The following is a 24,922-nucleotide window of genomic DNA, read 5'->3' on the forward strand; positions in this document are numbered from 1 at the left end:
TAAAAAACCATTTTGGTTATATGTAACAATAGATATTGGTATGGGTTGCGAAAATCGGCGAAAATCGCGGCTTCAATATTTAGTTGAAATTCAAAGGGGAGGTTTTTGTTATGTCTGAAGCCGTAAGAGAAGTACCAAAAAAAGAACGGCCGCAATTCCGTAACATCCATGTTACCGAATTGTCGAATTACCGCATGGCTATCGGCGCCATCGTCTCGATCCTGCATCGTATCAGCGGCATCATCATTTTCGCCCTGCTGCCGTGCATCCTGTACATGCTGGAACTGAGCCTGCGTTCCGAAATGTCCTACGCCTACTTCCAGGGCATCGCCTCGCACTGGTTCGTCAAGCTGATCACCCTCGCTCTGGTCTGGGCCTTCCTGCACCACTTCTGTGCCGGCATCCGCCACCTGCTCATGGACGTGCACGTCGCCGCCGAGAAAGAACCCGCGCGCAACACGGCCAAGTTCGTGCTGGTGATCAGTCTGGTACTGACCGCCCTGGTCGCATTGAAACTGTTTGGAGTATTTTAATGGCAAACAATAACATCGGACCGAAACGCCTCGTCGTCGGCGCCCACTACGGCTTGCGCGACTGGCTGGCGCAACGCGTCACCGCCCTCGTCATGGTGGCCTATGTCGCCATCCTGCTGATCGCCTTCCTTACCGGCAGCAACTTCAGCTATGAAGGCTGGGCAGGATTGTTTGCGCAGCAATGGTTCAAATTATTCAGCCTGGTGACGTTCGTCGCCCTGTTCTACCACGCATGGGTCGGCGTACGCAATATCTGGATGGACTACGTGAAAAGCGTTGGCCTCCGCATGACCCTGCAAATTGCCACCATGCTGTGGTTGATCGCTTGTGCCGCCTGGACGGTACAGATACTCTGGAGTGTGTAATCGTGGCAGCATATAAATCTGCAATCCCTACCCGCCGCTTTGATGCGGTAATCGTTGGCGCCGGCGGCTCCGGCATGCGCGCGTCGCTGCAACTGGCTGAAGCCGGCCTGAACGTCGCAGTGTTGTCCAAAGTTTTCCCGACCCGCTCGCACACTGTCGCGGCGCAGGGCGGTATCGGCGCGTCGCTCGGCAACATGGCCGAAGACAACTGGTTCTGGCACATGTTCGACACCGTCAAGGGCGGCGACTATCTGGGCGACCAGGATGCCATCGAATTCATGTGCCGCGAAGCACCGAAAGTCGTGTACGAACTGGAACACTTCGGCATGCCGTTCGACCGCAACCCTGACGGCACCATCTACCAGCGTCCATTCGGCGGCCACACGGCCCATTTCGGCGAAAAGCCGGTGCAGCGCGCTTGCGCGGCAGCCGACCGTACCGGTCACGCCCTGTTGCACACCCTGTACCAGCGCAATGTGCGCGCCCGCACGCACTTCTTCGTCGAATGGATGGCGCTTGACCTGATCCGTGACGCCGAAGGCGACGTGATCGGCGTGGTCGCGCTGGAAATGGAAACCGGCGAATGCATGATTCTGGAAGCAAAGACGACGGTCATGGCAACGGGCGGCGCAGGCCGCATCTTCGCCGCCTCGACGAATGCCTTCATCAACACCGGCGACGGCATGGGCATGGCGGCACGCGCCGGCCTGCCGCTGCAGGACATGGAATTCTGGCAGTTCCACCCGACCGGCGTGGCCGGCGCGGGCGTATTGATCACCGAAGGCGTGCGCGGCGAAGGCGGCATCCTGATCAATAGCGAAGGCGAACGCTTCATGGAGCGCTATGCGCCGACCCTGAAGGATCTGGCGCCGCGCGACTTCGTGTCGCGTTCGATGGACCAGGAAATCAAGGAAGGCCGCGGCTGCGGTCCGAACAAGGACCACGTGATGCTGGACCTGCGCCATATCGGCGCCGACACCATCGCCAAGCGCCTGCCGTCGATCCTGGAAATCGGCCACAAGTTCGCCAACGTCGACGCCACCAAGGAACCGATTCCTGTCGTGCCGACGATTCACTACCAGATGGGCGGCATCCCGACCAACATCCACGGCCAGGTCGTCACCCCGACCGGTCCGGATAATTCGGCCAAGGTCGTCAACGGCCTGTACGCGATCGGCGAATGCGCCTGCGTCTCGGTGCACGGCGCCAACCGCCTCGGCACGAACTCGCTGCTGGACCTGGTGGTCTTCGGCCGCGCGGCCGGCAACCACATCGTCAACAGCGGCCTGAAAGCCAAGGAAAACAAGCCTTTGCCAGCCGACGCTGCCGATTTCGCCATGGGCCGCCTGGCGCGCCTGGAAAACTCGACCGGCACGGAAACCGTGCAGGGCGTGGCGAACGAAATCCGCGCCACGATGCAGAAATACTGCGGCGTGTTCCGTACCGACGCGATGCTGGCGCAGGGCGTGGTTGAAATCATGAAGCTCGACGAGCGCCGCAAGCACGTGTCGTTCAAGGACAAGTCGATGGTCTTCAACACGGCCCGCGTGGAAGCGCTGGAACTGGACAACCTGATCGAAACGGCGAAAGCGACCATCGTCTCGGCAGCCGCCCGCAAGGAATCGCGCGGCGCCCATGCCCAGGACGACCACCCGACCCGCGACGACGACAACTGGATGAAGCATACGCTGTGGTATTCGGAAGGCAACCGACTGGAATACAAGCCAGTCGTGACCAAGCCGCTGACGGTAGATACCTTCAAACCGAAACCACGCACTTTCTAAGGCTATACCATGGCACGCACTCTCAAATTTAAAATCTACCGCTACGATCCTGACCAGGATGCCAAGCCGTACATGCAAGACCTGACGGTCGAACTGAAAGACACCGACAAGATGCTGCTCGACGCACTGCAGCGCATCAAGTCGGACGTCGATGACTCGCTGGCCCTGCGCCGCTCGTGCCGCGAAGGCGTGTGCGGTTCGGACGCGATGAACATCAATGGCAAGAACGGTCTGGCCTGCACCACCAACCTGAACGAGCTGACCGAGCCTATCGTGCTGCGTCCGTTGCCAGGTCTGCCAGTCATCCGCGACCTGATCGTCGACATGACGCAATTCTTCAAGCAGTACGATTCGATCAAGCCGTTCCTGATCAACGATTCGATCCCGCCTGAAAAAGAACGCCTGCAAACGCCGGAACAGCGCGAAGAACTCGATGGCCTGTACGAGTGCATCCTGTGCGCCTGCTGCTCCACGTCGTGCCCGTCGTTCTGGTGGAATCCGGACAAATTCGTCGGTCCTGCCGGCCTGCTGCAAGCCTACCGCTTCATCGCCGATTCGCGCGACGAAGCCACCGGTGCGCGTCTGGACAACCTGGAAGATCCGTACCGTCTGTTCCGCTGCCATTCGATCATGAACTGTGTCGACGTTTGCCCGAAAGGGTTGAACCCGAACAAGGCGATCGGCAAGATCAAGGAATTGATGGTACGCCGCGCGATCTGATTCGTCTGATCGCGTCCGCCGGGCGCCGTTTGCCGGAAGAGGGTATCCTCGCTTCCTGGCAGGCGGCGCCTGCAAAGCAGCACCGTGCCGCAAGGCACATGTAAAGTGGTAAACCAAATGACAGAATCAATTTTGTCCTCGCATCAGGCCGACCCGGCCAACCGCGCCCGCCTGCGCTGGCGTTCACGCCGTGGCCTGCTGGAAAACGACATCATCCTGACCCGTTTTCTCGATGCGTATGAAACCGAATTGACCGATGAAGAAGTTGACGCGCTGACGCGTTTGCTGGATTTATCGGACAATGCGTTAATGGATCTGGTACTGGCCCGTAAAGAGCCGGAAGGCGAAGTCGATCTGCCGCATGTGCATGCACTGCTGCAACGACTGCGCATTGCCTAGACGCCTGGGCGATATATTGCAAACGGTGCGAGTGGCGCGCTGTAGCAACGCCGAATTGCGTTGCGAATTGCAGCCAGAATTTTTGATTTTAATTTCGACTCACTCCCGAGAAGGAAGAGCCCATGAATACCTCTGACACAAAAGCTACCCTGTCGTTCTCCGATGGCAGCCCATCGCTTGAATTTCCCATCTACAAAGGCACCGTAGGCCCGGACGTCATCGACATCCGCAAGCTGTACGCCGGTAGCGGCAAGTTCACCTACGACCCAGGCTTTATGTCGACCGCCTCGTGCAATTCGTCGATCACCTACATCGACGGCGACAAGGGCGAACTGCTGTACCGCGGTTACCCGATCGAACAGTTGGCCGTCAACGCCGACTTCATGGAATCGTGCTACCTGCTGCTGAACGGCGAATTGCCGAACGCGGCGCAAAAAGCCAAGTTCGTCGACACCGTGACCAAGCACACGATGGTGCACGAGCAGATGCAATTCTTCTTCCGTGGCTTCCGCCGCGATGCGCATCCGATGTCGATCCTGGTCGGCACCGTCGGCGCGCTGGCGTCGTTCTACCATGATTCGCTGGACATCAACGACCCGCGTCACCGCGAAGTGTCGGCCATCCGCCTGATCGCCAAGATGCCGACCCTGGTCGCCATGACCTACAAGTACTCGATCGGCCAGCCGTTCACGTACCCGCGCAACGACCTGTCGTACAGCGCCAACTTCATGCACATGATGTTCGCCAACCCGTGCGAAGACTACAAGGTCAACGACGTGCTGGTGCGCGCCCTGGATCGCATCCTGATCCTGCACGCGGACCACGAGCAAAACGCCTCGACGTCGACCGTCCGCCTGGCCGGTTCGTCGGGCGCCAACCCGTTCGCCTGTATCGCTGCCGGCATCGCCTGCCTGTGGGGCCCTGCCCACGGCGGCGCCAACGAAGCGGCACTGAACATGCTGAAGGAAATCGGCACCGTCGAGAACATCCCTGCCTTCATCGAGCAAGTCAAGGACAAGAACTCCGGCGTCAAGCTGATGGGCTTTGGCCACCGCGTGTACAAGAACTTCGACCCGCGCGCCAAGCTGATGCGTGAAACCTGCTACGAAGTGTTGAACGAACTGGGTCTGCAAGACGACCCGCTGTTCAAGCTGGCGATGGAACTGGAAAAGATTGCACTGAACGACGAATACTTCGTTTCGCGCAAGCTGTACCCGAACGTCGACTTCTACTCGGGCATCGTGCAATCGGCGCTGGGCATCCCTGTGTCGCTGTTCACCGGTATCTTCGCCATGGCCCGCACCATCGGCTGGATCGCCCAGTGGAACGAGATGATCGCCGATCCGGAACAAAAAATCGGCCGTCCGCGTCAGCTGTTCGTCGGCTCGACCACGCGCGAAGTACTGCCACTGGCCAAGCGCGCCTAAGTTTCGCCGCATAGCCGTTCCTGCCGGGCCTTGCGGCCCGGCGCGCAAAAGCGAGCCCGAGGGCTCGCTTTTTTCATGCGCGCTTTAAAAATAGCCGATCAATAGCCGCTGGCAGGCAATGCTGCTACGCTCCACCCAGGCAAACCGGAAACAGAACGTGATGAATGAAGACATATGCGCGCCCAGCGGCGTAACCCTGGGCGAGACGGGATTCGGCTACACCCTGTCGCTGATCGGCGGCAAATACAAGATGCTGATCCTGTACGCGCTCGCTGAAAACAAGGTCCTGCGCCACAATGAACTCAAGCGGCATCTCGGCGGCATCGCCTTCAAGACCCTCAGCGTCGTGCTGAAGGAGCTCGAAGCCGATGCGCTGATCATCCGCAAGGAATACCCGCAAGTGCCACCCAAGGTTGAGTATTTCCTCTCCAGCAAGGGGGCATCGCTGATCCCCGTGCTCCATACCTTGTGCGAGTGGGGCGAACGGCACCAGCCGGCCTGACGCGCAGGTTGAATTGTTCCTTGCCGGGGCTTTCTCGCGTGGTGGTCACTTACTTTTCCTATTGTATGCGTAGTAACTGTGCGTACTTGTGAAAAATACCTGCCATGGGTATGCTGCATACGCCTCTGGAGGCGCGATGGCGCGCTTCGGGGCAGGGTGGCGGCTTGCCTGCTTTCCGGTGCATGCGGTGCGGCGGCGCCACCGACCCCACACCCATGAAAGAAGCACTATGAAAACGCTGGTTATCGTCTTCCATCCCGCGATCGACAAATCCGTGGCCAACAAGCGCTGGCTGCAGGAATTGGCGCGCCATCCGCAGCGCTACACAATCCACCATGTGCATCAGGCTTATCCTGACGGCAACATCGATGTGGCGCAGGAGCAGGCGCTGGTGGAGGCGCACGGCAACGTGGTCTTGCAGTTCCCGCTGTACTGGTTCAACTGTCCGCCATTGCTGAAGAAGTGGCTCGACGACGTATTGGCGTATGGATGGGCGTATGGCACGGGCGGCGTAGCCTTCAAGGGCCGCAAGGTGGCCCTGGCCGTCACTGCGGGCATTCGCCAGGAAGACTTCACGCCGGAGGGCAAGTGGAGAGTCACGCTGGCGCAGTTGCTGGCGCCTTTTGACGTGACGCTGGACTATGTGGGGGCCGAGAAGCGCCCGTTCTTTGCTTTCTATGGCGCGGAAGACGGGCCAAACGAGGCGGGCTATGCGGAGCGGCTGGAGAGCAGCGCGCACGACTATGTGCGCTTCCTGGCGGCGCTGTAAGTCTGGCGTACTGGCTCAGTCGAATTCCGCCAGCAGCGTTTGCAGGCACACGCTGACGCCTTCCAGCGGCAGGCTGGCGCCATTGTGGATGTGCGGCACGACGATGCGGCGCGGCGCGTTGTGCTTGAGAATGCCGCCCCAGTGGGCGACGCGGGCGCCGGCCTGGCGGCGGATCGCGGCGACCGTGTCGCCACTGGCGAGGATGCGCGCCAGCGGAAAGGCCGCTTGCAGCACGCCCAGGCCGAAATACGCCTGCGGTTCGGCGTTGCTGATATAGATGGCGCTCAGGCGCCTGCCGGCCGCCTGTATCGTTTGCGCCACGTGCACGGCATCGCTGTGCAGGAATTGCGCGTTGACGAGGATGGCTTCCTGCGAACCGCTCAACAGGATGGAGGGTGAGCGCGTACTACCCAGGCGTTCGATGGCAAAGCCGCCGTCGGCGCGGCGCGGGGCACGGCGGTCGCCCAAGGGCCTGCCGGCGCCCTGGCGGTCATGCAGGGTGGAGTTCGACAACATGTGTTTTTCTCGTTATTTGTTATCACCAGCACATATTATCCTTTCGACTATGTGCGACAAATAGGGTAGATTGCAATACTTAGTTGCATGAATCGAGCGAATCAAGGGAGTGCCCGCATGGACCGTATCACCGCCGCACAAGTGTTTGTCGCCATCGCCGAGCGCGGCAGCATGGTCGCCGCCAGCGATGCGCTCGACATGTCGCGCGCCATGGTGACGCGCTACCTGGCCGAGATGGAGCAATGGGCGGGGGCGCGCCTGCTGCACCGCACCACGCGGCGGCTGAGCCTGACGGATGCGGGCGACGCCACGCTGGCGCGCTGCCGGCAGATGCTGGAACTGGCCGGCGCCATGGCCGTCACCGCGCCCGGGGGCGCCGACACGCCGCACGGCTTGCTGCGCATCACCTGCTCGCAATCGCTGGCGCAGACGGCGCTGGCTGGCGCAGTGACCGCTTACCTGCGGCGCTACCCGCGCGCCGCCGTCGACCTGCAGATGGAGAACCGCGCCGTCAACCTGGTCGAGCAGCGCATCGACCTGGCGATCCGCATCACGAATGCGCTCGAACCGAACCTGATCGCGCGCCAGCTGGCCAGCTGCGCTTCCGTGGTGTGCGCCGCACCATCGTACCTGGCGGCGCACGGCACGCCACGGCGGGCGGAAGACCTGGCCCTGCACAACTGTCTGACGTATACCTATTTTGGCAAGAGCCTGTGGCAGTTCACGCACAACGGGGAAGCGCTCACTGTCCCCGTCAGCGGCCGCCTGTCGGCGAATGAGTCGCTGGTCCTGCTGGTGGCGACGGTGGCGGGGGCGGGCATCGCCATGCAGCCGCGCTTTTCGGCCACGCCGCTGATCGCCAGCGGGCAGCTGGTGGAGCTGCTGCCCGCATACCAGCCGCAGGACATGGGCATCTATGGCGTCTATACGTCGCGCCAGCACATGTCGCCGCTGCTGCGCACCATGCTGGACTTCCTGGTGGAGTGGTTTGCCGGCGATCCCGATTGGCTGGCAGCCATCGCGGCGGGGCCGTTGCCGGGCAGACCAGTTGGGCGCAAGCGGCATGCCGGCAGGGCCGCCGATGTGTTGTAAGCATAACAGTGACAGGCTTGCAAGCCCGGGAAAATCAACAACAGAGCTTACATTTGCTTGCCAAATAAAATTCAACGAGCGGTTGTTGCGTTACAATACCGCGTGCTATTCTAAATGACGGTATGCAGAATGCTGGTGCAATAAAAAAGCCCTTCCCCACAACTTGATGTGCAATCCGCTAACCGGTCAGGCCGTGTCGCGGAAGGTTAGATTAACCCGCTAATCTCGCGAAGCGCGAAGAAAGGTGAGCAATATATGCAGCAATTAACGACCAACTCCTACCTGTTTGGTGGGAATGCTCCGTACGTGGAAGACCTGTACGAGGCGTATCTGAACAATCCAGGCTCGGTGCCCGATAACTGGCGTTCTTACTTCGATGCCATGCAGCACGTGCCTGCCGTCGACGGTACCAACAAGCCTGACGTGGCGCATGCCTCCGTCGTCGCCTCGTTCGCCGAGCGCGCCAAAGCGGGTCCGATCCGGACAGTGACCGCTTCCTTCGATGCTGAAATGGGCCGCAAGCGCGTCGCCGCCACGCAGCTGATCGCCGCTTACCGCTACCTCGGCACGCACTGGGCCAACCTGGATCCGCTGCAACGCCAGGAACGTCCGATGATCCCGGAACTGGACCCGAGCTTCTACGGTTTCACCGATGCGGACATGGACACCGTGTTCAACATCAGCAATACCTATTTTGGCCCCGAGACCGCCACCCTGCGCGATCTGCTCAACTATCTGCGCGACACCTACACGCGTTCGATCGGCGCCGAATTCATGTACATCTCCGACCCGGCCGAGAAGCGCTGGCTGCAAGAGAAGCTGGAATCGATCCGCTCCACCCCGAATTTCACCCCAGAGAAAAAAATCCACATCCTCGACCGCCTGACCGCGGCTGAAGGCCTGGAACGCTATCTGCACACCCGCTACGTGGGCCAGAAGCGCTTCTCCCTGGAAGGCGGCGAAACCTTCATCGCCTCGATGGATGAAACCATCCAGCGCGCCGGCGAAAAAGGCGTGCAGGAAATCGTGATCGGCATGGCCCACCGCGGCCGCCTGAACGTGCTGGTGAACACCCTGGGCAAGGCGCCGCAGGAACTGTTCGAAGAATTCGAAGGCAAGCATGGCGACGACCTGCCTGCCGGCGACGTGAAGTACCATCAAGGCTTCTCGTCGGACATCTCCACCGCGGGCGGCCCGGTCCACCTGTCGCTGGCGTTCAACCCGTCGCACCTGGAAATCGTCAACCCGGTGGTCGAAGGTTCCGTCAAGGCCCGCATGGACCGTCGCGGCGACGTGCACGGCGCGCAAGTGCTGCCTATCCTGGTGCACGGCGATGCCGCTTTCGCCGGCCAGGGCGTGGTCATGGAAACGCTGAATCTGGCGCAAACCCGCGGCTACGGCACGGGCGGCACGGTGCATATCGTGATCAACAACCAGATCGGTTTCACCACCTCGGATCCGCGCGACTCGCGCTCGACCCTGTACTGCTCGGACGTCGTCAAGATGATCGAAGCACCAGTCCTGCACATCAACGCCGATGATCCGGAAGCCGTGGTCCTGGCGACGCAGATCGCGCTCGACTACCGCATGGAATTCAAGAAGGACATCGTCCTCGACATCATCTGCTACCGTAAGCTTGGCCACAACGAGCAGGATACGCCGGCACTGACGCAGCCGCTGATGTACAAGCGCATCGGCCAGCACCCGGGCACCCGCAAGCTGTACGCGGACAAGCTGGTAGCGCAAGGCGTGATTCCTGCCGACGGCGGCGACAAGATGGTTGCCGCTTTCCGCGACGCCATGGACGCCGGCAAGCACACGGTCGATCCAGTCATCTCGAACTTCAAGAACAAGTACGCCGTCGACTGGCTGCCGTTCCTGAACAAGAAATGGACCGACTCGGCCGATACGGCCGTGCCGATGACGGAACTGAAACGCCTGGCCACGCGCATCACCACCGTGCCGGAAGAGTTCAAGGTCCACTCGCTGGTCGAGAAGGTCCTGGGCGACCGCGCCACCATGGGCCGCGGCGAAATGAACCTGGACTGGGGCATGGGCGAACACCTGGCCTACGCTTCGCTGGTATCGTCCGGCTACGCCATCCGCCTGACGGGCCAGGATGCGGGCCGCGGCACCTTCGTGCACCGCCACGCCGTGCTGCATGACCAGAACCGCGAGCGCTGGGATGCGGGTACCTACATTCCGCTGCAAAACGTGTCGGACAACCAGGCACCGTTCACCGTCATCGACTCGGTCCTGTCCGAAGAAGCCGTACTGGCCTTCGAATACGGCTACTCGACCGCTGAACCGAACACGCTGACGATCTGGGAAGCCCAGTTCGGCGACTTCGCCAACGGCGCGCAAGTGGTGATCGACCAATTCATCAGCTCCGGCGAAGTGAAATGGGGCCGCGCTTCGGGCCTGGTCATGATGCTGCCGCACGGTTACGAAGGCCAGGGTCCTGAGCACTCGTCCGCGCGTCCTGAGCGTTTCCTGCAGCTGTGCGCCGACAACAACATGCAAGTGGTGCAGCCGACGACGGCGTCGCAGATCTTCCATTTGCTGCGCCGCCAGATGGTGCGCCAGTTCCGCAAGCCGCTGGTCATCCTGACGCCGAAGTCGCTGTTGCGCAACAAGGATGCCGGTTCGCCGCTGACCGACCTGGCCAAGGGCGGTTTCCAGACCGTCATCGGCGAAGTCGACGAGAAAATCGATGCCAAGAAAGTCAAGCGCGTCATCGCCTGCTCGGGCAAGGTCTATTACGACCTGGTCAACGCACGCAAGACACGCGGCCAGACCGACACGGCGATCGTGCGCCTGGAACAGCTGTATCCGTTCCCGCACAAGTCGTTTGCTGCTGAACTGAAGAAGTTCCCGAACCTGGTCGAAGTCGTATGGGCCCAGGACGAGCCGCAAAACCAGGGCGCCTGGTTCCAGATCCAGCACAACATCTTCGAAGGCCTGGAGTCGGGTCAGCGTCTGGCGTATGCCGGCCGTCCTGCTTCGGCGTCGCCTGCCGTCGGTTACTATGACAAGCACTACGCCCAGCAAAAAGACCTGCTGGAAACGGCATTCTCGAAGCTGAAGGGCTTTATCCTGACCAAGTAAGTGGCGGGACAACGGGCGCTGCGCGGTTTGCGCGGCGCCTGACCAGTATATGATGACGGAGCGCCGCCCTTGCTACGCAGGGGCGGCGCCGCAATAACAAAATAAACGGAGTTTTACATGGCACAAATCGAAGTCAAAGTTCCCCAGTTGTCGGAATCGGTTGCGGAAGCGACCCTGCTGGCATGGCACAAGAAAGTCGGCGAACCAGTCGCGCGCGACGAAAACATGATCGATATCGAAACCGACAAAGTTGTGCTGGAACTGCCTGCGCCAGCCGCTGGCGTGATCATCCAGATCATCAAGGATAACGGCGCCACCGTCGTTGCCGGCGAAGTCATCGCCATCATCGATACCGACGGCTCGGCCAAGGTCAGCCCGATGGAAGTGTCGGCCGTTGCCGCGCCAGCCCTGGCTGCCGCCGCACAAGACGCTTCGACCGCTTCGGCGCCTGCCGCCGCCACCAAAGGCGACGTGGCCATGCCTGCCGCCGCCAAGATCCTGTCCGAAAAAGGCCTGTCCGCTGGCGACGTCGCCGGTTCGGGCAAAGATGGCCGCGTGACCAAGGGCGACGCCCTGGCCGCTTCCGCCAAGCCTGCCGTTGCGCCGCTGGCGCCAGCCGCCGCCAAGCCGGCTCTGCAGCAAGTTGCCACGCCGTCGGCCGCCAGCCTGGGCGACCGTCCGGAAGAGCGCGTGCCGATGAGCCGCCTGCGCGCACGTATCGCCGAGCGCCTGCTGCAATCGCAATCGACGAACGCCATCCTGACCACGTTCAATGAAGTGAACATGCAGCCGGTCATCGACCTGCGCAACAAGTACAAGGACAAATTCGAGAAAGAGCACGGCGTCAAGCTGGGCTTCATGTCCTTCTTCGTCAAGGCTGCCGTCGCCGCCCTGAAAAAGTACCCGATCATCAACGCCTCCGTTGACGGCAACGACATCGTTTACCACGGCTACTTCGACATCGGCATCGCTGTCGGTTCGCCGCGCGGCCTGGTCGTGCCTATCATCCGCAACGCGGACCAGTTGTCGATCGCCGACATCGAGAAAAAAATCGGTGAATTCGGCGCGAAAGCCAAGGAAGGCAAGCTGACCCTGGACGACCTGACTGGCGGCACGTTCTCGATCTCGAACGGCGGCACCTTCGGCTCCATGCTGTCGACCCCGATCATCAATCCGCCACAATCGGCCATCCTGGGCGTGCATGCGACCAAGGACCGCGCCGTCGTGGAAAACGGCCAGATCGTGGTGCGTCCGATGAACTACCTGGCGATGTCCTACGACCACCGCATCATCGACGGCCGCGAAGCCGTCCTGGGCCTGGTGGCGATGAAAGAAGCGCTGGAAGATCCTGCACGCCTGTTGCTGGACCTGTAAGCACCGTAGCACCCCGGCGTAGCCGCCGGGGCAATGTAGTTGGTACCCCTTGCCAGAAGACGCAGCTGGCTGATCTCAATGAAAGAGGATTCCTATGAACGTCTCTGAAGAAATCAAGCGTCTGCACGAGTTGCACCTGGCGGGCGCCCTGAGCGACGCGGAATTCGCGCAAGCGAAAGCCAAGCTCCTGAGCAATATCAACCTGGACAAGCCGGACAGCACGTCCGGCGCCGGCGCCGGTCCCGCTGTCGGCCCGGCGAACGACCTGGTGCAGGAATTCAACCGCCTGCGCCGTTCGCGCAACGACCGCTGGCTCGGCGGCGTGTGCGGTGGCCTGGGACGCGCTTCCGGCATGGAAGCGTGGATCTGGCGCCTCGTGTTCGTCCTGTTTACATTGACCTTCGGCTTCGGCGTGGTGATTTACCTTCTATTGTGGATTTTCGTACCAGACGAAGAGATTGGAATAACAAAACATGAGTACTAAACAATTTGACGTAGTTGTCATCGGTGCGGGCCCTGGCGGCTACATCGCCGCCATCCGCGCAGCGCAGCTGGGCTTTTCCGTCGCTTGCGTCGACGAGTGGTCGAACGCCAAGGGCGGCGCCGCTCCTGGCGGTACCTGCACCAACGTCGGCTGCATCCCGTCGAAAGCGCTGCTGCAATCGTCCGAGCATTTCGAACACGCGGGCCACAGCTTCGCAGAGCACGGCATCGACGTCGCCGGCCTGAAGCTGAACCTGGGCCAGATGCTCAAGCGTAAAGATACCGTCGTCAAGCAAAACAACGACGGCATCCTGTACCTGTTCAAGAAGAACAAGATCGCCTTCTTCCACGGCCGCGCCGCTTTCGCCGCTGCCGCCGCCGGCACGTATGACATCAGCGTCACCGGTGAAGCCAACGAAACCCTGAACGCCAAGCACGTGGTCATCGCCACGGGTTCGAACGCGCGCGAACTGCCGGGTGCACCATTCGACGAGAAACTGATCCTGTCGAACACGGGCGCATTGGCCATCGACGCCGTTCCAGCCAAGCTGGGCGTGATCGGCGCCGGCGTGATCGGCCTGGAAATGGGCAGCGTCTGGCGCCGCCTGGGTTCCGAAGTCACCGTGCTGGAAGGCCTGCCGGTCTTCCTCGGCGCCGTCGACGAGCAGATCGCCAAGGAAGCGTCGAAGCTGTTCACCAAGCAAGGCTTGAAGATCAACCTCGGTTGCAAGATCGGTGCGATCACGCCAGGCAAGAAAGACGTCACCGTGGAATTCGTGGACGCCAAGGGCGAAGCGCAAAAAGCCGTGTTCGACAAACTGATCATCTCGATCGGCCGTACGCCGAACACGAATGGCCTGGGTGCCGACAAGGTCGGCCTGCAGCTGGACGAGCGCGGCTTCATCGCCGTCGACGGCGACTGCAAGACCAACCTGCCGAACGTATGGGCAGTGGGCGACGTCGTGCGCGGCCCGATGCTGGCGCACAAGGCCGAAGAAGAAGGCGTTGCCGTGGCCGAGCGTATCGCCGGCCAGCATGGCCACACCAACTTCAACACGATTCCGTGGGTGATCTACACCTCGCCGGAAATCGCGTGGGTCGGCAAGACCGAGCAAACCCTGAAGGCCGAAGGCATCGCCTACAAGGCGGGCACCTTCCCGTTCATGGCCAATGGCCGTGCGCGCGCGCTGGGCGACACTTCGGGCATGGTGAAATTCCTGGCCGATGCGACCACCGATGAAATCCTCGGCGTGCACATCGTCGGCCCGATGGCCTCCGAACTGATTTCCGAAGCCGTCGTGGCGATGGAATTCAAGGCCTCGGCCGAAGACATCGCACGCATCTGCCACGCCCACCCATCCCTGTCGGAAGCGACCAAGGAAGCGGCATTGGCAGTAGACAAGCGTACGCTGAATTTCTAAACGCTAGAGTACCTTGCAGCGGGCCGGCAAAGCAGTTTCTGCCTTGCCGGCCCGTTTGCGCTATGTCCAGAAACCCAGTTGAATCGAATCCCATGAACGTTGAAGAGTTTTACCAGCACGCGTTGCAGAAGCGCGATTTCAAGGCCGATGCCGCCCAGCGGCGCGCGGTCGACCGCCTGCAACTGTGCTACGACGAGTGGGTGGCCTACAAGGGCCAGCGCTCGAGCACCTTCAAGCGCCTGATCAACCGTCCCGCCGTGCCGAAAGGCGTGTACATGTGGGGCGGGGTAGGGCGCGGCAAGTCGTTCCTGATGGACAGTTTTTATTCCGTCGTGCCCCTGGTGCGCAAGACGCGCTTGCACTTCCACGAATTCATGCGCGGCGTGCACCAGCAGCTCGATGAATTGAAGGGCGTGGCCGATCCGCTCGACGAGGTCGCCAAGCGCATCGCCAAGAAGTACCGTTTGATCTGCTTCGATGAATTCCACGTCTCGGACATCGCCGATGCGATGATCCTGTACAACCTGCTGTCGGCCCTGTTCGACAATGGCGTGTCCTTCATCATGACGTCGAATTACGATCCGGACCTGCTGTACCCGGACGGCCTGCACCGCGACCGCATGCTGCCGACCATCGCGCTGCTGAAGGAAAAACTCGACGTCATGAACGTCGACGCCGGCGTCGATTACCGCGGCCGCGCGCTGGAACAGGTGGAAAGCTACTACACTCCGCTCGGCGCGGCCACCGACAAGGCCCTGCGCGACGCCTACACGCGCATCGCCGAGACGGCCGACGAAGATGCGCGCATCCGCATCGAAAGCCGCGAAATCCACTGCCTGCGCCGCGCCGGCGGCATCATCTGGTTCGATTTCGCCACCCTGTGCGGCGGCCCCCGTTCGCAAAATGATTACCTGGAAATCGCCAGCCGCTTCCATACAGTGATATTGTCCGGGATACCGGCCATGTCGGCGGCGCAGTCGTCCGAGGCGCGCCGCTTCACGTGGCTGATCGACGTGTTCTATGACCAGAAGGTCAAGCTGATCATGTCGGCCGAAGTGGCGCCCGACCAGCTGTACACGAATGGCATGCTGGCCAACGAGTTTCACCGTACCGTATCGCGCATCGTCGAGATGCAATCGCGCGAATACATGGAAAAAGAACAGCGCGGCGCGGCCGACGCGATCGTTTGAGGCAGGAAAAATGAACATGATGGTAAATACACTCTACAAGCTGGCAACGGGCGTGGCCCTGGCCCTGGTCTTGTCCGCTTGCGCGCACCAGGGCGGCACCGCATTGGATGAGGTCGGTGCGCCGCAAGTGCCGGCCACCTTGTCCGTCGACGAAGCTGATGCCAAGCTGAAGCTGGCGGCCAGCGAACGCGAGGCGGCTGAAAATGAATTCGCCGCGCGCGAGCAGGAATGCTACAACAAGTTCTTCGTGAACAGCTGTCTCGACAAGGCGAAGGAAAAGCGCCGCCTGATCCTCGTGCGCCTGCGCGCCGTCGAGGCCGAAGCGAATCACTTCAAGCGCGCCGAGTCCGTGCGCCTGCGCGATATCGACCTGGCCAAGACCCAGGAAGATGCGCGCCTCGACGCCGAGCAGCGCGCCGCCGCCGTGCCCAAGCCCGTGAAAGTGGTCGCGCCCGAGCCGGCGCCGCCCAAGCCGCAAGGCAAGAGCGTGGCCGAGCGCGAAGCTGAACATGCGGCCAAGCTGCAGAAACTGGCCGCCGAGGAAGCCGCCGAGGCGCCGCGCCGTGCCGCCCGCGAAGCGCAATTTGCGAAAAAACAGGCGGATGCCGTGGCGCGCCAGAAAAGAGTGGCGCAGCGCCTGGCCGAGCGCCAGGCCGAGGCGGACGCCAAGGCGGCCAAGGCGGCCGCTGCCAGCGCGCCGGCCGCCGCCGTTCCGCCCGCCAAGTAAGTCCGCCTGGCAGGGGCATGCCGGAAATGGCGTGCCCTACGCCGCGCGGCAGGTTAAACTACGCACTTGCCGGCGATCCCGGCACGGATGGCTGCCTGCGCATGCTGCGCGCGCCTGTTGAACAACACTGCCTGGAACGCAACACATGAGCGATGCACAGCATATAGAGCGGCGCCTGATTGAACTCGACGTGGAACACCGTGACCTCGATACCGTCATCGAGTTGCTGATACTCGATGGACATCATGACGAACTGCAATTGCGCCGCTTGAAAAAGCGCAAGTTGCAGTTAAAAGATCACATCACCTTGCTGAAAATGCAATTGGTGCCCGACGTTCCGGCCTGACCGGCGCCAGTAGCGTCCAGCCTTCATTAAGTATATTTTGACCGATCACAATTTATTGCCTGCAAGCCAAGACGGCCAGACCGCTGATCTGCCAGCAAATCTGCCAGCCGAATCCCAGGCGGCGCCTGGCAAGCACGATGCCGACATCGAGCGCCTGTTCGGCGCCGGCGGCCCGCTGGGTCCGGCCGTGGGCAGCTACAAGCCGCGTCGTTCGCAAACGGAGATGGCCAAGGCCATCGCCCACGCCATCGACAGCCAGACCACGCTGATCGCCGAGGCGGGCACGGGCACGGGCAAGACCTTTGCTTACTTGGTGCCGGCCCTGATGTGGGGCGGCAAGACCATCGTTTCCACCGGCACCAAGAACTTGCAGGATCAATTGTTCCTGCGCGATATCCCGACCGTGCGCGCCGCGCTGCAGGCACCCGTCTCCGTGGCCCTGCTGAAGGGCCGCTCGAACTACGTCTGCCATTACCACCTGGAACGCACCTTGCAGAATGGCCGCATGACGTCGCGCGACGACGTGGGGCATTTGCGCGAAATCTCGCGTTTCATCAAGATGACGAGCTCCGGCGACAAGGCGGAACTGGCCAAGGTGCCGGAAAACGCCATGATCTGGAACCTGGTGACGTCCACGCGCGACACCTGCATGGGCGCCGAGTGCCAGTATTACCAGGATTGCTTCGTCATGAAGGCCCGCAAGGAAGCCCAGCAGGCCGACGTGGTGGTGGTCAACCACCACCTGTTCTTTGCCGACGTGGCCCTGAAGGACACGGGCGTGGCGGAATTGCTGCCCTCGGCCAATACCATCATCTTCGATGAGGCGCACCAACTGCCCGACACGGCAACCCTGTTCTTTGGCAATACGGTGTCGACTTCGCAAATCCTGGAACTGTGCCGCGACGTGCTGGCCGAAGGCCTCGCCCATGCGCGCGGCATCGACTGGGCCAAGACGGTGACGGTGGTGGAAAAGGCCGCGCGCGACCTGCGCCTGACTTTCCCGCAGGATATCGTGCGCCTGTCCCTGCCGCAGATCGCCCCGTCCAGCGATTTCTTCCCCGCGCTCGACACCCTCAAGGATGAACTGGACGGCATGGTAGCCGTGCTGGAAACCCAGGCGGAACGGGCGGAAACGCTGGAGCAATGCCGCGTGCGCGGCGTGGAACTGGCGCAGCAGCTCAGCGGATGGAAGTTCGACCCGAAGGCCAAGGTCGCGGCCGGCGAAGAAGCCGTGTTCTGGGTGGAAGCGTTTTCCAGCTCCCTGCAATTGCACAAGACGCCGCTGTCGATCGCGCCGATCTTCAACAACCAGCGCGAAGGCACGCCGCGCAGCTGGATCTTCACGTCGGCCACCCTGGCCGTGAAAAACGATTTCAAGCATTTCTCGGAACAGATGGGCTTGACGGGCGAACCGTCGCATACCTGGCCGAGTCCGTTCGACTATGGCCAGCAGGGCTTGCTGTTCGTGCCGCAAAACCTGCCGCAGCCGAACTCGCTGGGCTACACGGACGCCGTCATCGACTGCGCCTTGCCCATCATCGAGGCGGCGGGCGGGCGCACCTTCTTCCTGTGCACCACCTTGCGCGCCGTGAAGCGGGCGGCCGAGCGCCTGGCCGACGAGTTCAAGCAGCGCGGCTTGAACTTCCCCCTGTTCGTGCAGGGCGACCGGGGCCGCACGGAATTGCTGGACCAGTTCCGCGCTGCCGGCAATGGCGTGCTGATCGGCAGCCAGAGTTTCTGGGAAGGCGTCGACGTGCGCGGCGACGCGCTGTCGCTGGTGATCATCGACAAGCTGCCATTCGCGCCGCCCGACGATCCCGTGCTGGCCGCGCGCATCGAAGTGATGGAAAAGCAGGGCAAGAACGGTTTCATGCACCACTCGCTGCCGGAAGCCATCATCAACCTGAAGCAGGGCGCGGGCCGTTTGATCCGCGACGAGGGCGACCGTGGCGTGCTGATGATCTGCGATCCGCGCCTCATTTCCAAGCCGTATGGCAAGCGCATCTGGCAAAGCCTGCCGCCGTTCAAGCGCACGCGCGACACGGCCGAAGTGGTCGAGTTCTTCCGCAACCTGCCGGCCCGGGCCGGGTAGCGTTTCCCGCCGGCGCCCGCGCGCCGGCACGGTTGCTTTTCTAATTTCTCCTTTGCAATCAAATGCCTGGCGTATTACACGTGGCGCCGGCCTGCGCGCCGGCCATGCCAGAAAACGGCGTGATCGCGCCATGTTCTGGCATTGTGTCGAATGTCCAGGACGCCAGACACATCTTTGCGCCAGCGCAAACAGGCCGTTACCCAGCGGTTTAGAGTGAGCTCATGCCTTGCAGGATCAAGGCGCGGCGACGGCATCGCCGCACGGGGAACAGGGGGGATGCCATGGATATCCGCTACGGCTGTTTCTTGAGTTATGCGCACGGCCAATATGCGTTCATGAACAAGTTCAAGAATGACCTCATCGAGGCGCTGGCCTGCTACCTGGAGCCGCACCTCGATCGCGAGGAAGTCCTGTTCATCGACAGCGAACAACTGGGCGGCGGCGACGATATCGACCTGCGCGTGGCGCGCGCCATGTGCCAGAGCGTGTGCATGATCGTGCTGTACACGCCGAAATACGAGGCGCATGGCTATACGCGGCGGGAGTTTGCCGCCATGCAACTGATCGAGCAGGAGCGCCGCGCCTGGTACGAGCTGCCCAGCCATTTGATCATTCCCATCATCATGACGCGCCATCCGGACGGCCTGCCGCCGCAGATCACGGAGTCGGGCCTGTACGTCGATTTTTCCGGCTATACCCTGGCCAGCGGCGACCTGAAGTCGAATCCGCAATACCTGCCCGACATCGAACGCATCGTGCAGCGCATTGCCACGCACTACCACTTGCTCAAGCGTTCGACGCCGCCGGGCCACGATTGCAGCCGCTTCGTGTTGCCCGCCATCCCGCCGGAATGGCGTGCCGTTCCGCCTCCGCACTTTCCACGTTAATCCACGTCAAAAGGTCCTGTCATGGAATGCCAACGCCTGTCCCTACCGCCTTTGAGCGCCCCTGGCGAAGTCGTCACCTTCTATTCCTACAAGGGAGGTACCGGCCGCACCATGGCGCTGTCGAACATCGCCGTGCTGCTGGCGCGGCGCGAAAATGCCAGCGTGCCGGTGCTGATGCTGGACTGGGACATGGAAGCGCCGGGCCTGCACCATTATTTCGAGCAGCACGAGGAGCGCCCCGGCGTGCTCGAGTTTTTCGAGGCTTGCCGCCAGCAGCTCGAACGCTGCAGCCTGGAAGGCGCGGGCGGGCAGGGCGCGGGGCGCGAGGATGCGGCGCTGGCGCAGCGCGTGCTCGACGCCATCGACTGGCAGCAGTACGTGGTGCGCGTCGACCAGGGCAGTCCGCTGTACCTGATGCGCGCGGGGCGCTTCGACGCCAGCTATGGCGAGCGCCTGGCGCAGATGCGCTGGGACCAGCTGTTCGACAGCTGCCCGGCGCTGTTCCGCTGCTTCGCCGACACGCTGGCGCGGCATTTCCGCTATGTGCTGGTCGACTCGCGCACGGGGCGCACGGACAGCGCCGGCATCTGCACCACCTTGCTGCCGAAAAAGCTGGTGGTGGTCTTCACGCCGAACCGGCAAAGCCTGGAAGGCGTCGATGCGCTCGTCACGCGCGCCATCGAGTACCGCCGCAGTCATGAAGACGAACAGCGGCCGCTGCTCGTGTATCCCTTGCCGTCGCGCATAGAAATGGGCGACGGCGCCCAGCGCGCCGAGTGGCGCCGCGGCGATGCGCACAAGGGCATCGCCGGTTTCCAGCCCATGTTCGAGCGCCTGCTGCGCGCCTCGTACGGCTTGCCGCACATCGCCCTCGACAGTTATTTCGACGAAGTCCAGCTGCAGCAGACGAAAACCTTCGCGTATGGCGAGCAGCTGGCCGTGCGCATCGACCAGGGCGGCGACCGCTTTTCGCTGACGCGCACCTTCGAGGCTTTCCTGCACTGGCTGACGGGCGGCTACTTTCCCTGGCAATCGAGCCGCGAAATCGCCTTGCTGGCGGCCATCGGCGAAGCGCGCCAGGCCCTGCAGCTGGAACCGGGGCGCGCCGTGGCCTTGCCGCTGGCGCGCGACCTGGCCCGTTTGGGTGAGCTGTACCGCAAGGACGGGCGCAGCACGCAGGCGCTCGACGCCTTCCGGCAAAGCGTCGAGATCCGCGTGCGCCTGCTGGGCGAGGAGCATCCGGACAGCCTTGCCGGCAAGAGCGGCATGGCGCGCCTGCTGCGCCAGCTGGGCAAGCTCGACGAGGCGCGCTTCCTCGAGGAGGACGTGGTCGACGTGCGCGAACGGCTGCTGGGCGCCGAACATCCCGATACCCTGGCCGCCAAGGCATGCCTGGCGCAAACCCTGGTGCAGCAGGGCGAGCTGGCGGCGGGCCTGCGGCTGCAGGATGCGGTGCTGGCCACGTATGCGCGCATGCTGGGCGGCGAGCATCCGATGACCCTGGGGGCGATGGACAACCGCGCCGCCACCTTGCTGCACATGGGGCGGCTGGCGCAGGCGCAGCAAGTGCTGGCCAAGGTGGTGGCGGCGCGCGAGCGCCTGTTCGGCGCCGAGCATGGCGACACCTTGCGCAGCAAGCTGGCCCTGGCGCAGGCGCTGGGGCGCGACGGCGACCTGGAAGGCGCGCGGCGCCTGCTCGATGTCGTCCTGCAAGCCCAGGAGCGGCGCCTCGGCGGCGACCATGCGGCGACCCTGGCCACGCGCGATTTGCTGGCCGATATCGTGGCGAGGCAGGGCGACTGGGCCGGCGCGCGCCAGCTGCATGAAGACCAGGTGGCGGCGCGCGAGCGCACGCGCGGCCTCGACCATCCGGAAACCCTGATGAGTCAGCGCAAGCTGGCCGAGGCGCTGTTGCGGCGTGGCGAGCTCGATGCGGCGCGCAGCGTGCAGGAGCAGGTGCTGGAAGTGCATGCGCGCCTGTTGGGCGAAGACCACCTCGATACCTTGCACAGCAAGAAGCAGCTGGCCGGCACCCTGCAGCAGCAGGGCGAAAGCGAGGCGGCGCGCCTGCTGGAGGATGCCGTGCTCAGCGGTAGCGATCGCCTGTTGAACGCGCCCGCCAGCGGCGGCAAGGCGCAGCCGCACGCGGAGAGCGTGCTGGACGGCGCGCGCCATCTGCAGGAAACCATCCTGGCGGGCCGCGCCGGCGGGCACGAGGCAGCGGAGCCGGAAACCCTGGCCAGCATGATCGGCATGCTGCAAGGCATGATCGAGCGCGAACAGTATCTGCAGGCGGGCGAACTGGCCGAGCACCTGAAGGCGTGCCTGCTGCGTCCCGGCGTGCCAGGCAAGCTGCGCAAGCGCGGCATGGCGCAGCTGAAACGCATGTACAAATTGCAAGGCGACCTCGATGGCTTGCTGGCCTTGCAGGAAGACGAAGTGCAGGCGCTGGAAGGAGCGTTGTCGGAAGCGCGCATCGAGCCGCGCTGAGCATGTGCCCCGCAGCGGTGCGGCGGCATAAAAAATGCGGCCGATCGTCGTGCGGTACGCGCAGTGTTGGCATTGCTTCAGGTAAAATCTCGTTATGAGAATTCTTATCAGTAACGACGACGGCTACCTGGCGCCGGGCCTGGCGGCACTGGCCGATGCTCTGGCGCCCATCGCCGAGATCGTGGTGGTGGCGCCGGACAGCAACCGTTCGGGCGCCTCCAATTCGCTGTCGCTGGACCGGCCGCTGTCCGTGCACAAGGCCGCCAACGGCTTTTATTTTGTCAACGGCACGCCGACCGACTGCGTGCACGTGGCGCTGACGGGCATGCTGATCGAGCGTCCCGACCTGGTGGTGTCCGGCATCAACAATGGCCCCAATATGGGCGACGACACCCTGTATTCGGGCACCGTGGCGGCCGCCACGGAAGGCTATCTGTTCGGCATCCCGGCCATCGCCTTTTCGCAGTCCGAGTTTGGCTGGGCCAACCTGGACGCGGCCGCGCGCGTGGCGCGGGAAATCGTCGAGCGCCGTTTTGACGCCTTGCAGAAACCGTACCTGTTGAACGTGAATATCCCGGCCATTCCGTACGAGCAATTGCAAGGCGTGGTGGCCACGCGCCTGGGCAAGCGCCATTCGGCCGAGCCGGTCATCCGCGCGCTGGACCCGCGCGGCCGTGAAATTTTCTGGATCGGTCCGGCCGGCGCCACCAAGGAAGGCGGTCCCGGCACGGATTTTTACGCGATTCAGCAAGGACAAGTCTCGATCACGCCGCTGCAGATCGACCTCACGCATACCACCCAACTCGATGCACTGGCCCAGGGCCTGGCATGACCGCTGACTATGACCGATAAGCCGCGCACCTTCCCCCTTTCCCTCGATTCGCTGGCCGGCAAGCCCGCCAGGCAGGGCGGGGGGCAGTCGCTGGCGCAGTCGAGGATCGCCACGCCGCAGACGGCCACGCAGAATGCGGCGCAAAGCGCGGCCAGGGGCGGCGCGCCGCATCACGGTGCCATGGCACCCATCGCGCCGTCGCGCGCCCAGGCCATCGCCAATGAGCGGGCGCAGCCGGCGGTGGTGGCGCCGCCGCGGCAAAACCCGCTGGTGTCCGACGCCGTGCGGCGCGCCATGGTGGCCCGCGTGGCGAAGCAGGGCGTCAAGGACCAGGTGGTGCTCGACGCCATGCAGGCCGTGCCGCGCCATATGTTCATGGACGAGGCGCTGGCGTCGCAGGCGTATATCGACGCCTCGCTGCCGATCGGTCATCACCAGACCATTTCGCAGCCGTACATCGTCGCGCGCATGATCGAAGTGCTGCGCAATGGCGGCAGCCTGCAGCGCGTGCTGGAAATCGGCACCGGCTGCGGCTACCAGGCGACGGTGCTGTCGCTGGTGGCAAAAGAGGTGTATTCGATCGAGCGCATCCGGCCCCTGCACGAGCTGGCGAAGGCCAATTTGCGCCCGCTGCGCGTGTCGAATCTGCGCTTGCAGTACGGAGATGGTATGCTTGGCCTGCCGCAGGCGGCTCCCTTTGACGGGATCATCCTTGCCGCAGCCGGCCTGGAAGTCCCGCAAGCCCTGTTGGAACAGCTGACGCTCGGTGGGCGTCTGGTTGCGCCAGTCGGTGCTAAATTGCAACATTTACAACTCATTACCCGGGTGGGGAAAATGGAATGGACCAGCCAAACCCTGGAAGATTGCCATTTCGTGCCTTTGCGCCCGGGCACCATATGATCCCCGGATCAGCTAGCAAGCAGGACATACACATACATGCGAATGATTAAGAAAAGTAAGATACTTCTATGCAGCATCACCCTGGCCGCCCTGTTGAGCGGTTGCGGCACGACGGGCGTCCAGGCGCCGGTGGTGGAGCGCCAACCCTCGTCCACCAGTGCGGCGGCAAACGATGCCCGCGATCGCGATCCTGCGTTTTACACGGTCAAGCGCGGCGACACGCTGTTGCGCATCGCCCTTGAGCATGGACAGAATTACCGCGACCTGGTGGTGTGGAATGACTTGAGCAATCCGAACGACATCAAGGTCGACCAGGTGCTGCGCGTGCTGCCGCCAAATGGCGACACGGGCGGCGCGCAAACGTCGGCCATCATCATGCCGCCGGTGACGGAAGTCAAACCGGCCGCGCCCGTGGTGCCGAAGAAAACGGGACCGCGTGGCGAGAAGCGCGCGTACTCCGACGCCACCCTGGCCGAGTTGCGCGCCGATGGCGGCGCCACCGATGCCAAGCCGGCAGCGGCGCCTGCGCCCGTCGCGGCCGCCGCCGCACCGGCCGCCGCGGCTGCCGCTCCTGCGGCATCGGCGCCTGGCGACGACAAGATCAGCTGGATGTGGCCATCCGAAGGCAAGGTCATCGGCACTTTTGACGAAGGCAAGAACAAGGGCGTCGATATCGCCGGCAAGGCGGGCCAGCAGGTAGTGGCCGCCGGCTCCGGAAAAGTCATGTATGCCGGGAGCGGAATCCGTGGTTATGGTAATCTTGTCATCGTGAAGCACAGTAATAGCCTGTTGTCGGCTTATGCGCATAACCGCAGCATCCTGGTGAAGGAAGGGCAGAGCGTCAACAAAGGCCAGGCCATCGCTGAAATGGGCGATTCCGACGCCGACCGCGTGAAGCTGCACTTTGAGATCCGCCAGCAAGGCAAGCCTGTCGATCCTTCGAAATTCCTGCCTAACCGTTAGGT

Annotated in this window: 23 protein-coding genes; 22 read left to right on the top strand and 1 reads right to left on the bottom strand. The window is 62.8% G+C overall.

The annotated features are described in order from the left end of the window. Window positions 1-110 precede the first annotated feature (110 nt). The 8 genes from sdhC (at window position 111) to O0880_RS06240 (ending at window position 6,499) form a co-directional block, all read left to right on the top strand. On the top strand, window positions 111-533 hold the full coding sequence (gene sdhC, locus O0880_RS06205) for a succinate dehydrogenase, cytochrome b556 subunit (RefSeq protein ID WP_071322672.1): 423 nt from the start codon (window positions 111-113) through the stop codon (window positions 531-533). Then, window positions 533-898: a succinate dehydrogenase, hydrophobic membrane anchor protein gene (sdhD, locus tag O0880_RS06210; RefSeq protein WP_071322673.1), complete on the top strand. Its 366-nt coding sequence runs from the start codon at window positions 533-535 to the stop codon at window positions 896-898. Before sdhC ends, sdhD begins: the two co-directional genes overlap by 1 nt. Window positions 899-900: 2 nt before the next feature. Continuing rightward, the gene (gene sdhA, locus O0880_RS06215) at window positions 901-2,682 is read left to right on the top strand and encodes a succinate dehydrogenase flavoprotein subunit (protein ID WP_071322674.1); all 1,782 of its coding nucleotides are present in this window, start codon (window positions 901-903) and stop codon (window positions 2,680-2,682) included. 9 nt (window positions 2,683-2,691) lie between these two features. After that, complete coding sequence (locus O0880_RS06220) at window positions 2,692-3,402, top strand: succinate dehydrogenase iron-sulfur subunit (protein WP_071322675.1); 711 nt, start codon at window positions 2,692-2,694, stop codon at window positions 3,400-3,402. 117 nt (window positions 3,403-3,519) lie between these two features. Then, window positions 3,520-3,801, top strand: coding sequence for a succinate dehydrogenase assembly factor 2 (locus O0880_RS06225; RefSeq protein ID WP_071322676.1), 282 nt, complete (start codon window positions 3,520-3,522; stop codon window positions 3,799-3,801). A gap of 122 nt (window positions 3,802-3,923) precedes the next feature. Then, on the top strand, window positions 3,924-5,228 hold the full coding sequence (gene gltA / locus O0880_RS06230; protein WP_071322677.1) for a citrate synthase: 1,305 nt from the start codon (window positions 3,924-3,926) through the stop codon (window positions 5,226-5,228). A 160-nt stretch (window positions 5,229-5,388) separates the two neighbouring features. Next, the gene (locus tag O0880_RS06235) at window positions 5,389-5,730 is read left to right on the top strand and encodes a helix-turn-helix domain-containing protein (protein ID WP_289885625.1); all 342 of its coding nucleotides are present in this window, start codon (window positions 5,389-5,391) and stop codon (window positions 5,728-5,730) included. A gap of 229 nt (window positions 5,731-5,959) precedes the next feature. Beyond that, a complete protein-coding gene (locus O0880_RS06240) occupies window positions 5,960-6,499 on the top strand; it encodes an NAD(P)H-dependent oxidoreductase (protein ID WP_289885627.1) in 540 nt (179 codons plus the stop codon). Window positions 6,500-6,514: 15 nt separating this feature from the next. Here the strand turns inward: O0880_RS06240 and O0880_RS06245 are convergent, their stop codons facing one another. Then, the gene (locus O0880_RS06245) at window positions 6,515-7,015 is read right to left on the bottom strand and encodes a hypothetical protein (protein ID WP_289885628.1); all 501 of its coding nucleotides are present in this window, start codon (window positions 7,013-7,015) and stop codon (window positions 6,515-6,517) included. Window positions 7,016-7,132: 117 nt separating this feature from the next. Between O0880_RS06245 and O0880_RS06250 the strand changes: the two genes are divergently transcribed. The 14 genes from O0880_RS06250 (at window position 7,133) to O0880_RS06315 (ending at window position 24,920) form a co-directional block, all read left to right on the top strand. Continuing rightward, window positions 7,133-8,107, top strand: coding sequence for a LysR family transcriptional regulator (locus tag O0880_RS06250; protein ID WP_071322681.1), 975 nt, complete (start codon window positions 7,133-7,135; stop codon window positions 8,105-8,107). Window positions 8,108-8,362: 255 nt separating this feature from the next. After that, window positions 8,363-11,215, top strand: coding sequence for a 2-oxoglutarate dehydrogenase E1 component (locus tag O0880_RS06255; RefSeq protein WP_071322682.1), 2,853 nt, complete (start codon window positions 8,363-8,365; stop codon window positions 11,213-11,215). Window positions 11,216-11,332: 117 nt separating this feature from the next. Beyond that, complete coding sequence (gene odhB, locus O0880_RS06260) at window positions 11,333-12,589, top strand: 2-oxoglutarate dehydrogenase complex dihydrolipoyllysine-residue succinyltransferase (RefSeq protein WP_071322683.1); 1,257 nt, start codon at window positions 11,333-11,335, stop codon at window positions 12,587-12,589. Between the two features lie 94 nt (window positions 12,590-12,683). Then, window positions 12,684-13,073: a PspC domain-containing protein gene (locus tag O0880_RS06265; protein WP_289885631.1), complete on the top strand. Its 390-nt coding sequence runs from the start codon at window positions 12,684-12,686 to the stop codon at window positions 13,071-13,073. Further along, a complete protein-coding gene (gene lpdA / locus O0880_RS06270) occupies window positions 13,063-14,493 on the top strand; it encodes a dihydrolipoyl dehydrogenase (protein ID WP_289885632.1) in 1,431 nt (476 codons plus the stop codon). The genes O0880_RS06265 and lpdA overlap by 11 nt, the downstream gene beginning before the upstream one ends. Window positions 14,494-14,585: 92 nt before the next feature. Continuing rightward, window positions 14,586-15,683 (top strand): cell division protein ZapE, encoded by a 1,098-nt coding sequence (gene zapE, locus O0880_RS06275; protein WP_071322686.1) that lies wholly within the window; start codon window positions 14,586-14,588, stop codon window positions 15,681-15,683. 16 nt (window positions 15,684-15,699) lie between these two features. Next, window positions 15,700-16,410 carry a hypothetical protein gene (locus O0880_RS06280; RefSeq protein WP_289885634.1) on the top strand — a complete coding sequence of 237 codons (711 nt, stop codon included), beginning with the start codon at window positions 15,700-15,702 and terminating at the stop codon, window positions 16,408-16,410. A gap of 145 nt (window positions 16,411-16,555) precedes the next feature. Continuing rightward, window positions 16,556-16,756, top strand: a complete 201-nt coding sequence (locus O0880_RS06285) for a DUF465 domain-containing protein (protein WP_071322687.1) — start codon at window positions 16,556-16,558, stop codon at window positions 16,754-16,756. A gap of 88 nt (window positions 16,757-16,844) precedes the next feature. Continuing rightward, complete coding sequence (locus O0880_RS06290; RefSeq protein ID WP_071326294.1) at window positions 16,845-18,848, top strand: ATP-dependent DNA helicase; 2,004 nt, start codon at window positions 16,845-16,847, stop codon at window positions 18,846-18,848. Between the two features lie 281 nt (window positions 18,849-19,129). Next, complete coding sequence (locus O0880_RS06295) at window positions 19,130-19,735, top strand: toll/interleukin-1 receptor domain-containing protein (RefSeq protein ID WP_071322688.1); 606 nt, start codon at window positions 19,130-19,132, stop codon at window positions 19,733-19,735. A 21-nt stretch (window positions 19,736-19,756) separates the two neighbouring features. Beyond that, a complete protein-coding gene (locus tag O0880_RS06300; protein ID WP_289885636.1) occupies window positions 19,757-22,225 on the top strand; it encodes a tetratricopeptide repeat protein in 2,469 nt (822 codons plus the stop codon). 94 nt (window positions 22,226-22,319) lie between these two features. Continuing rightward, window positions 22,320-23,057, top strand: coding sequence for a 5'/3'-nucleotidase SurE (gene surE, locus O0880_RS06305; protein ID WP_071322689.1), 738 nt, complete (start codon window positions 22,320-22,322; stop codon window positions 23,055-23,057). A gap of 9 nt (window positions 23,058-23,066) precedes the next feature. Continuing rightward, a complete protein-coding gene (locus tag O0880_RS06310) occupies window positions 23,067-23,957 on the top strand; it encodes a protein-L-isoaspartate(D-aspartate) O-methyltransferase (RefSeq protein WP_071322690.1) in 891 nt (296 codons plus the stop codon). Window positions 23,958-23,999: 42 nt separating this feature from the next. Beyond that, complete coding sequence (locus O0880_RS06315; RefSeq protein WP_083411676.1) at window positions 24,000-24,920, top strand: peptidoglycan DD-metalloendopeptidase family protein; 921 nt, start codon at window positions 24,000-24,002, stop codon at window positions 24,918-24,920. The last annotated feature ends 2 nt before the right edge of the window (window positions 24,921-24,922 follow it).

Source organism: Janthinobacterium sp. SUN118 (assembly GCF_030397695.1).
In the GTDB taxonomy this organism is placed as follows: domain Bacteria; phylum Pseudomonadota; class Gammaproteobacteria; order Burkholderiales; family Burkholderiaceae_D; genus Janthinobacterium.

Coding starts and splice junctions, on each gene's coding strand:
- sdhC (WP_071322672.1), top strand. CDS start 111: ATGTCTGAAGCCGTAAGAGAAGTACCAAAAAAAGAACGGCCGCAATTC.
- sdhD (WP_071322673.1), top strand. CDS start 533: ATGGCAAACAATAACATCGGACCGAAACGCCTCGTCGTCGGCGCCCAC.
- O0880_RS06220 (WP_071322675.1), top strand. CDS start 2,692: ATGGCACGCACTCTCAAATTTAAAATCTACCGCTACGATCCTGACCAG.
- O0880_RS06225 (WP_071322676.1), top strand. CDS start 3,520: ATGACAGAATCAATTTTGTCCTCGCATCAGGCCGACCCGGCCAACCGC.
- gltA (WP_071322677.1), top strand. CDS start 3,924: ATGAATACCTCTGACACAAAAGCTACCCTGTCGTTCTCCGATGGCAGC.
- O0880_RS06235 (WP_289885625.1), top strand. CDS start 5,389: ATGAATGAAGACATATGCGCGCCCAGCGGCGTAACCCTGGGCGAGACG.
- O0880_RS06240 (WP_289885627.1), top strand. CDS start 5,960: ATGAAAACGCTGGTTATCGTCTTCCATCCCGCGATCGACAAATCCGTG.
- O0880_RS06245 (WP_289885628.1), bottom strand. CDS start 7,015: ATGTTGTCGAACTCCACCCTGCATGACCGCCAGGGCGCCGGCAGGCCC.
- O0880_RS06250 (WP_071322681.1), top strand. CDS start 7,133: ATGGACCGTATCACCGCCGCACAAGTGTTTGTCGCCATCGCCGAGCGC.
- O0880_RS06255 (WP_071322682.1), top strand. CDS start 8,363: ATGCAGCAATTAACGACCAACTCCTACCTGTTTGGTGGGAATGCTCCG.
- odhB (WP_071322683.1), top strand. CDS start 11,333: ATGGCACAAATCGAAGTCAAAGTTCCCCAGTTGTCGGAATCGGTTGCG.
- O0880_RS06265 (WP_289885631.1), top strand. CDS start 12,684: ATGAACGTCTCTGAAGAAATCAAGCGTCTGCACGAGTTGCACCTGGCG.
- lpdA (WP_289885632.1), top strand. CDS start 13,063: ATGAGTACTAAACAATTTGACGTAGTTGTCATCGGTGCGGGCCCTGGC.
- zapE (WP_071322686.1), top strand. CDS start 14,586: ATGAACGTTGAAGAGTTTTACCAGCACGCGTTGCAGAAGCGCGATTTC.
- O0880_RS06280 (WP_289885634.1), top strand. CDS start 15,700: ATGATGGTAAATACACTCTACAAGCTGGCAACGGGCGTGGCCCTGGCC.
- O0880_RS06285 (WP_071322687.1), top strand. CDS start 16,556: ATGAGCGATGCACAGCATATAGAGCGGCGCCTGATTGAACTCGACGTG.
- O0880_RS06295 (WP_071322688.1), top strand. CDS start 19,130: ATGGATATCCGCTACGGCTGTTTCTTGAGTTATGCGCACGGCCAATAT.
- O0880_RS06300 (WP_289885636.1), top strand. CDS start 19,757: ATGGAATGCCAACGCCTGTCCCTACCGCCTTTGAGCGCCCCTGGCGAA.
- surE (WP_071322689.1), top strand. CDS start 22,320: ATGAGAATTCTTATCAGTAACGACGACGGCTACCTGGCGCCGGGCCTG.
- O0880_RS06310 (WP_071322690.1), top strand. CDS start 23,067: ATGACCGATAAGCCGCGCACCTTCCCCCTTTCCCTCGATTCGCTGGCC.
- O0880_RS06315 (WP_083411676.1), top strand. CDS start 24,000: ATGATTAAGAAAAGTAAGATACTTCTATGCAGCATCACCCTGGCCGCC.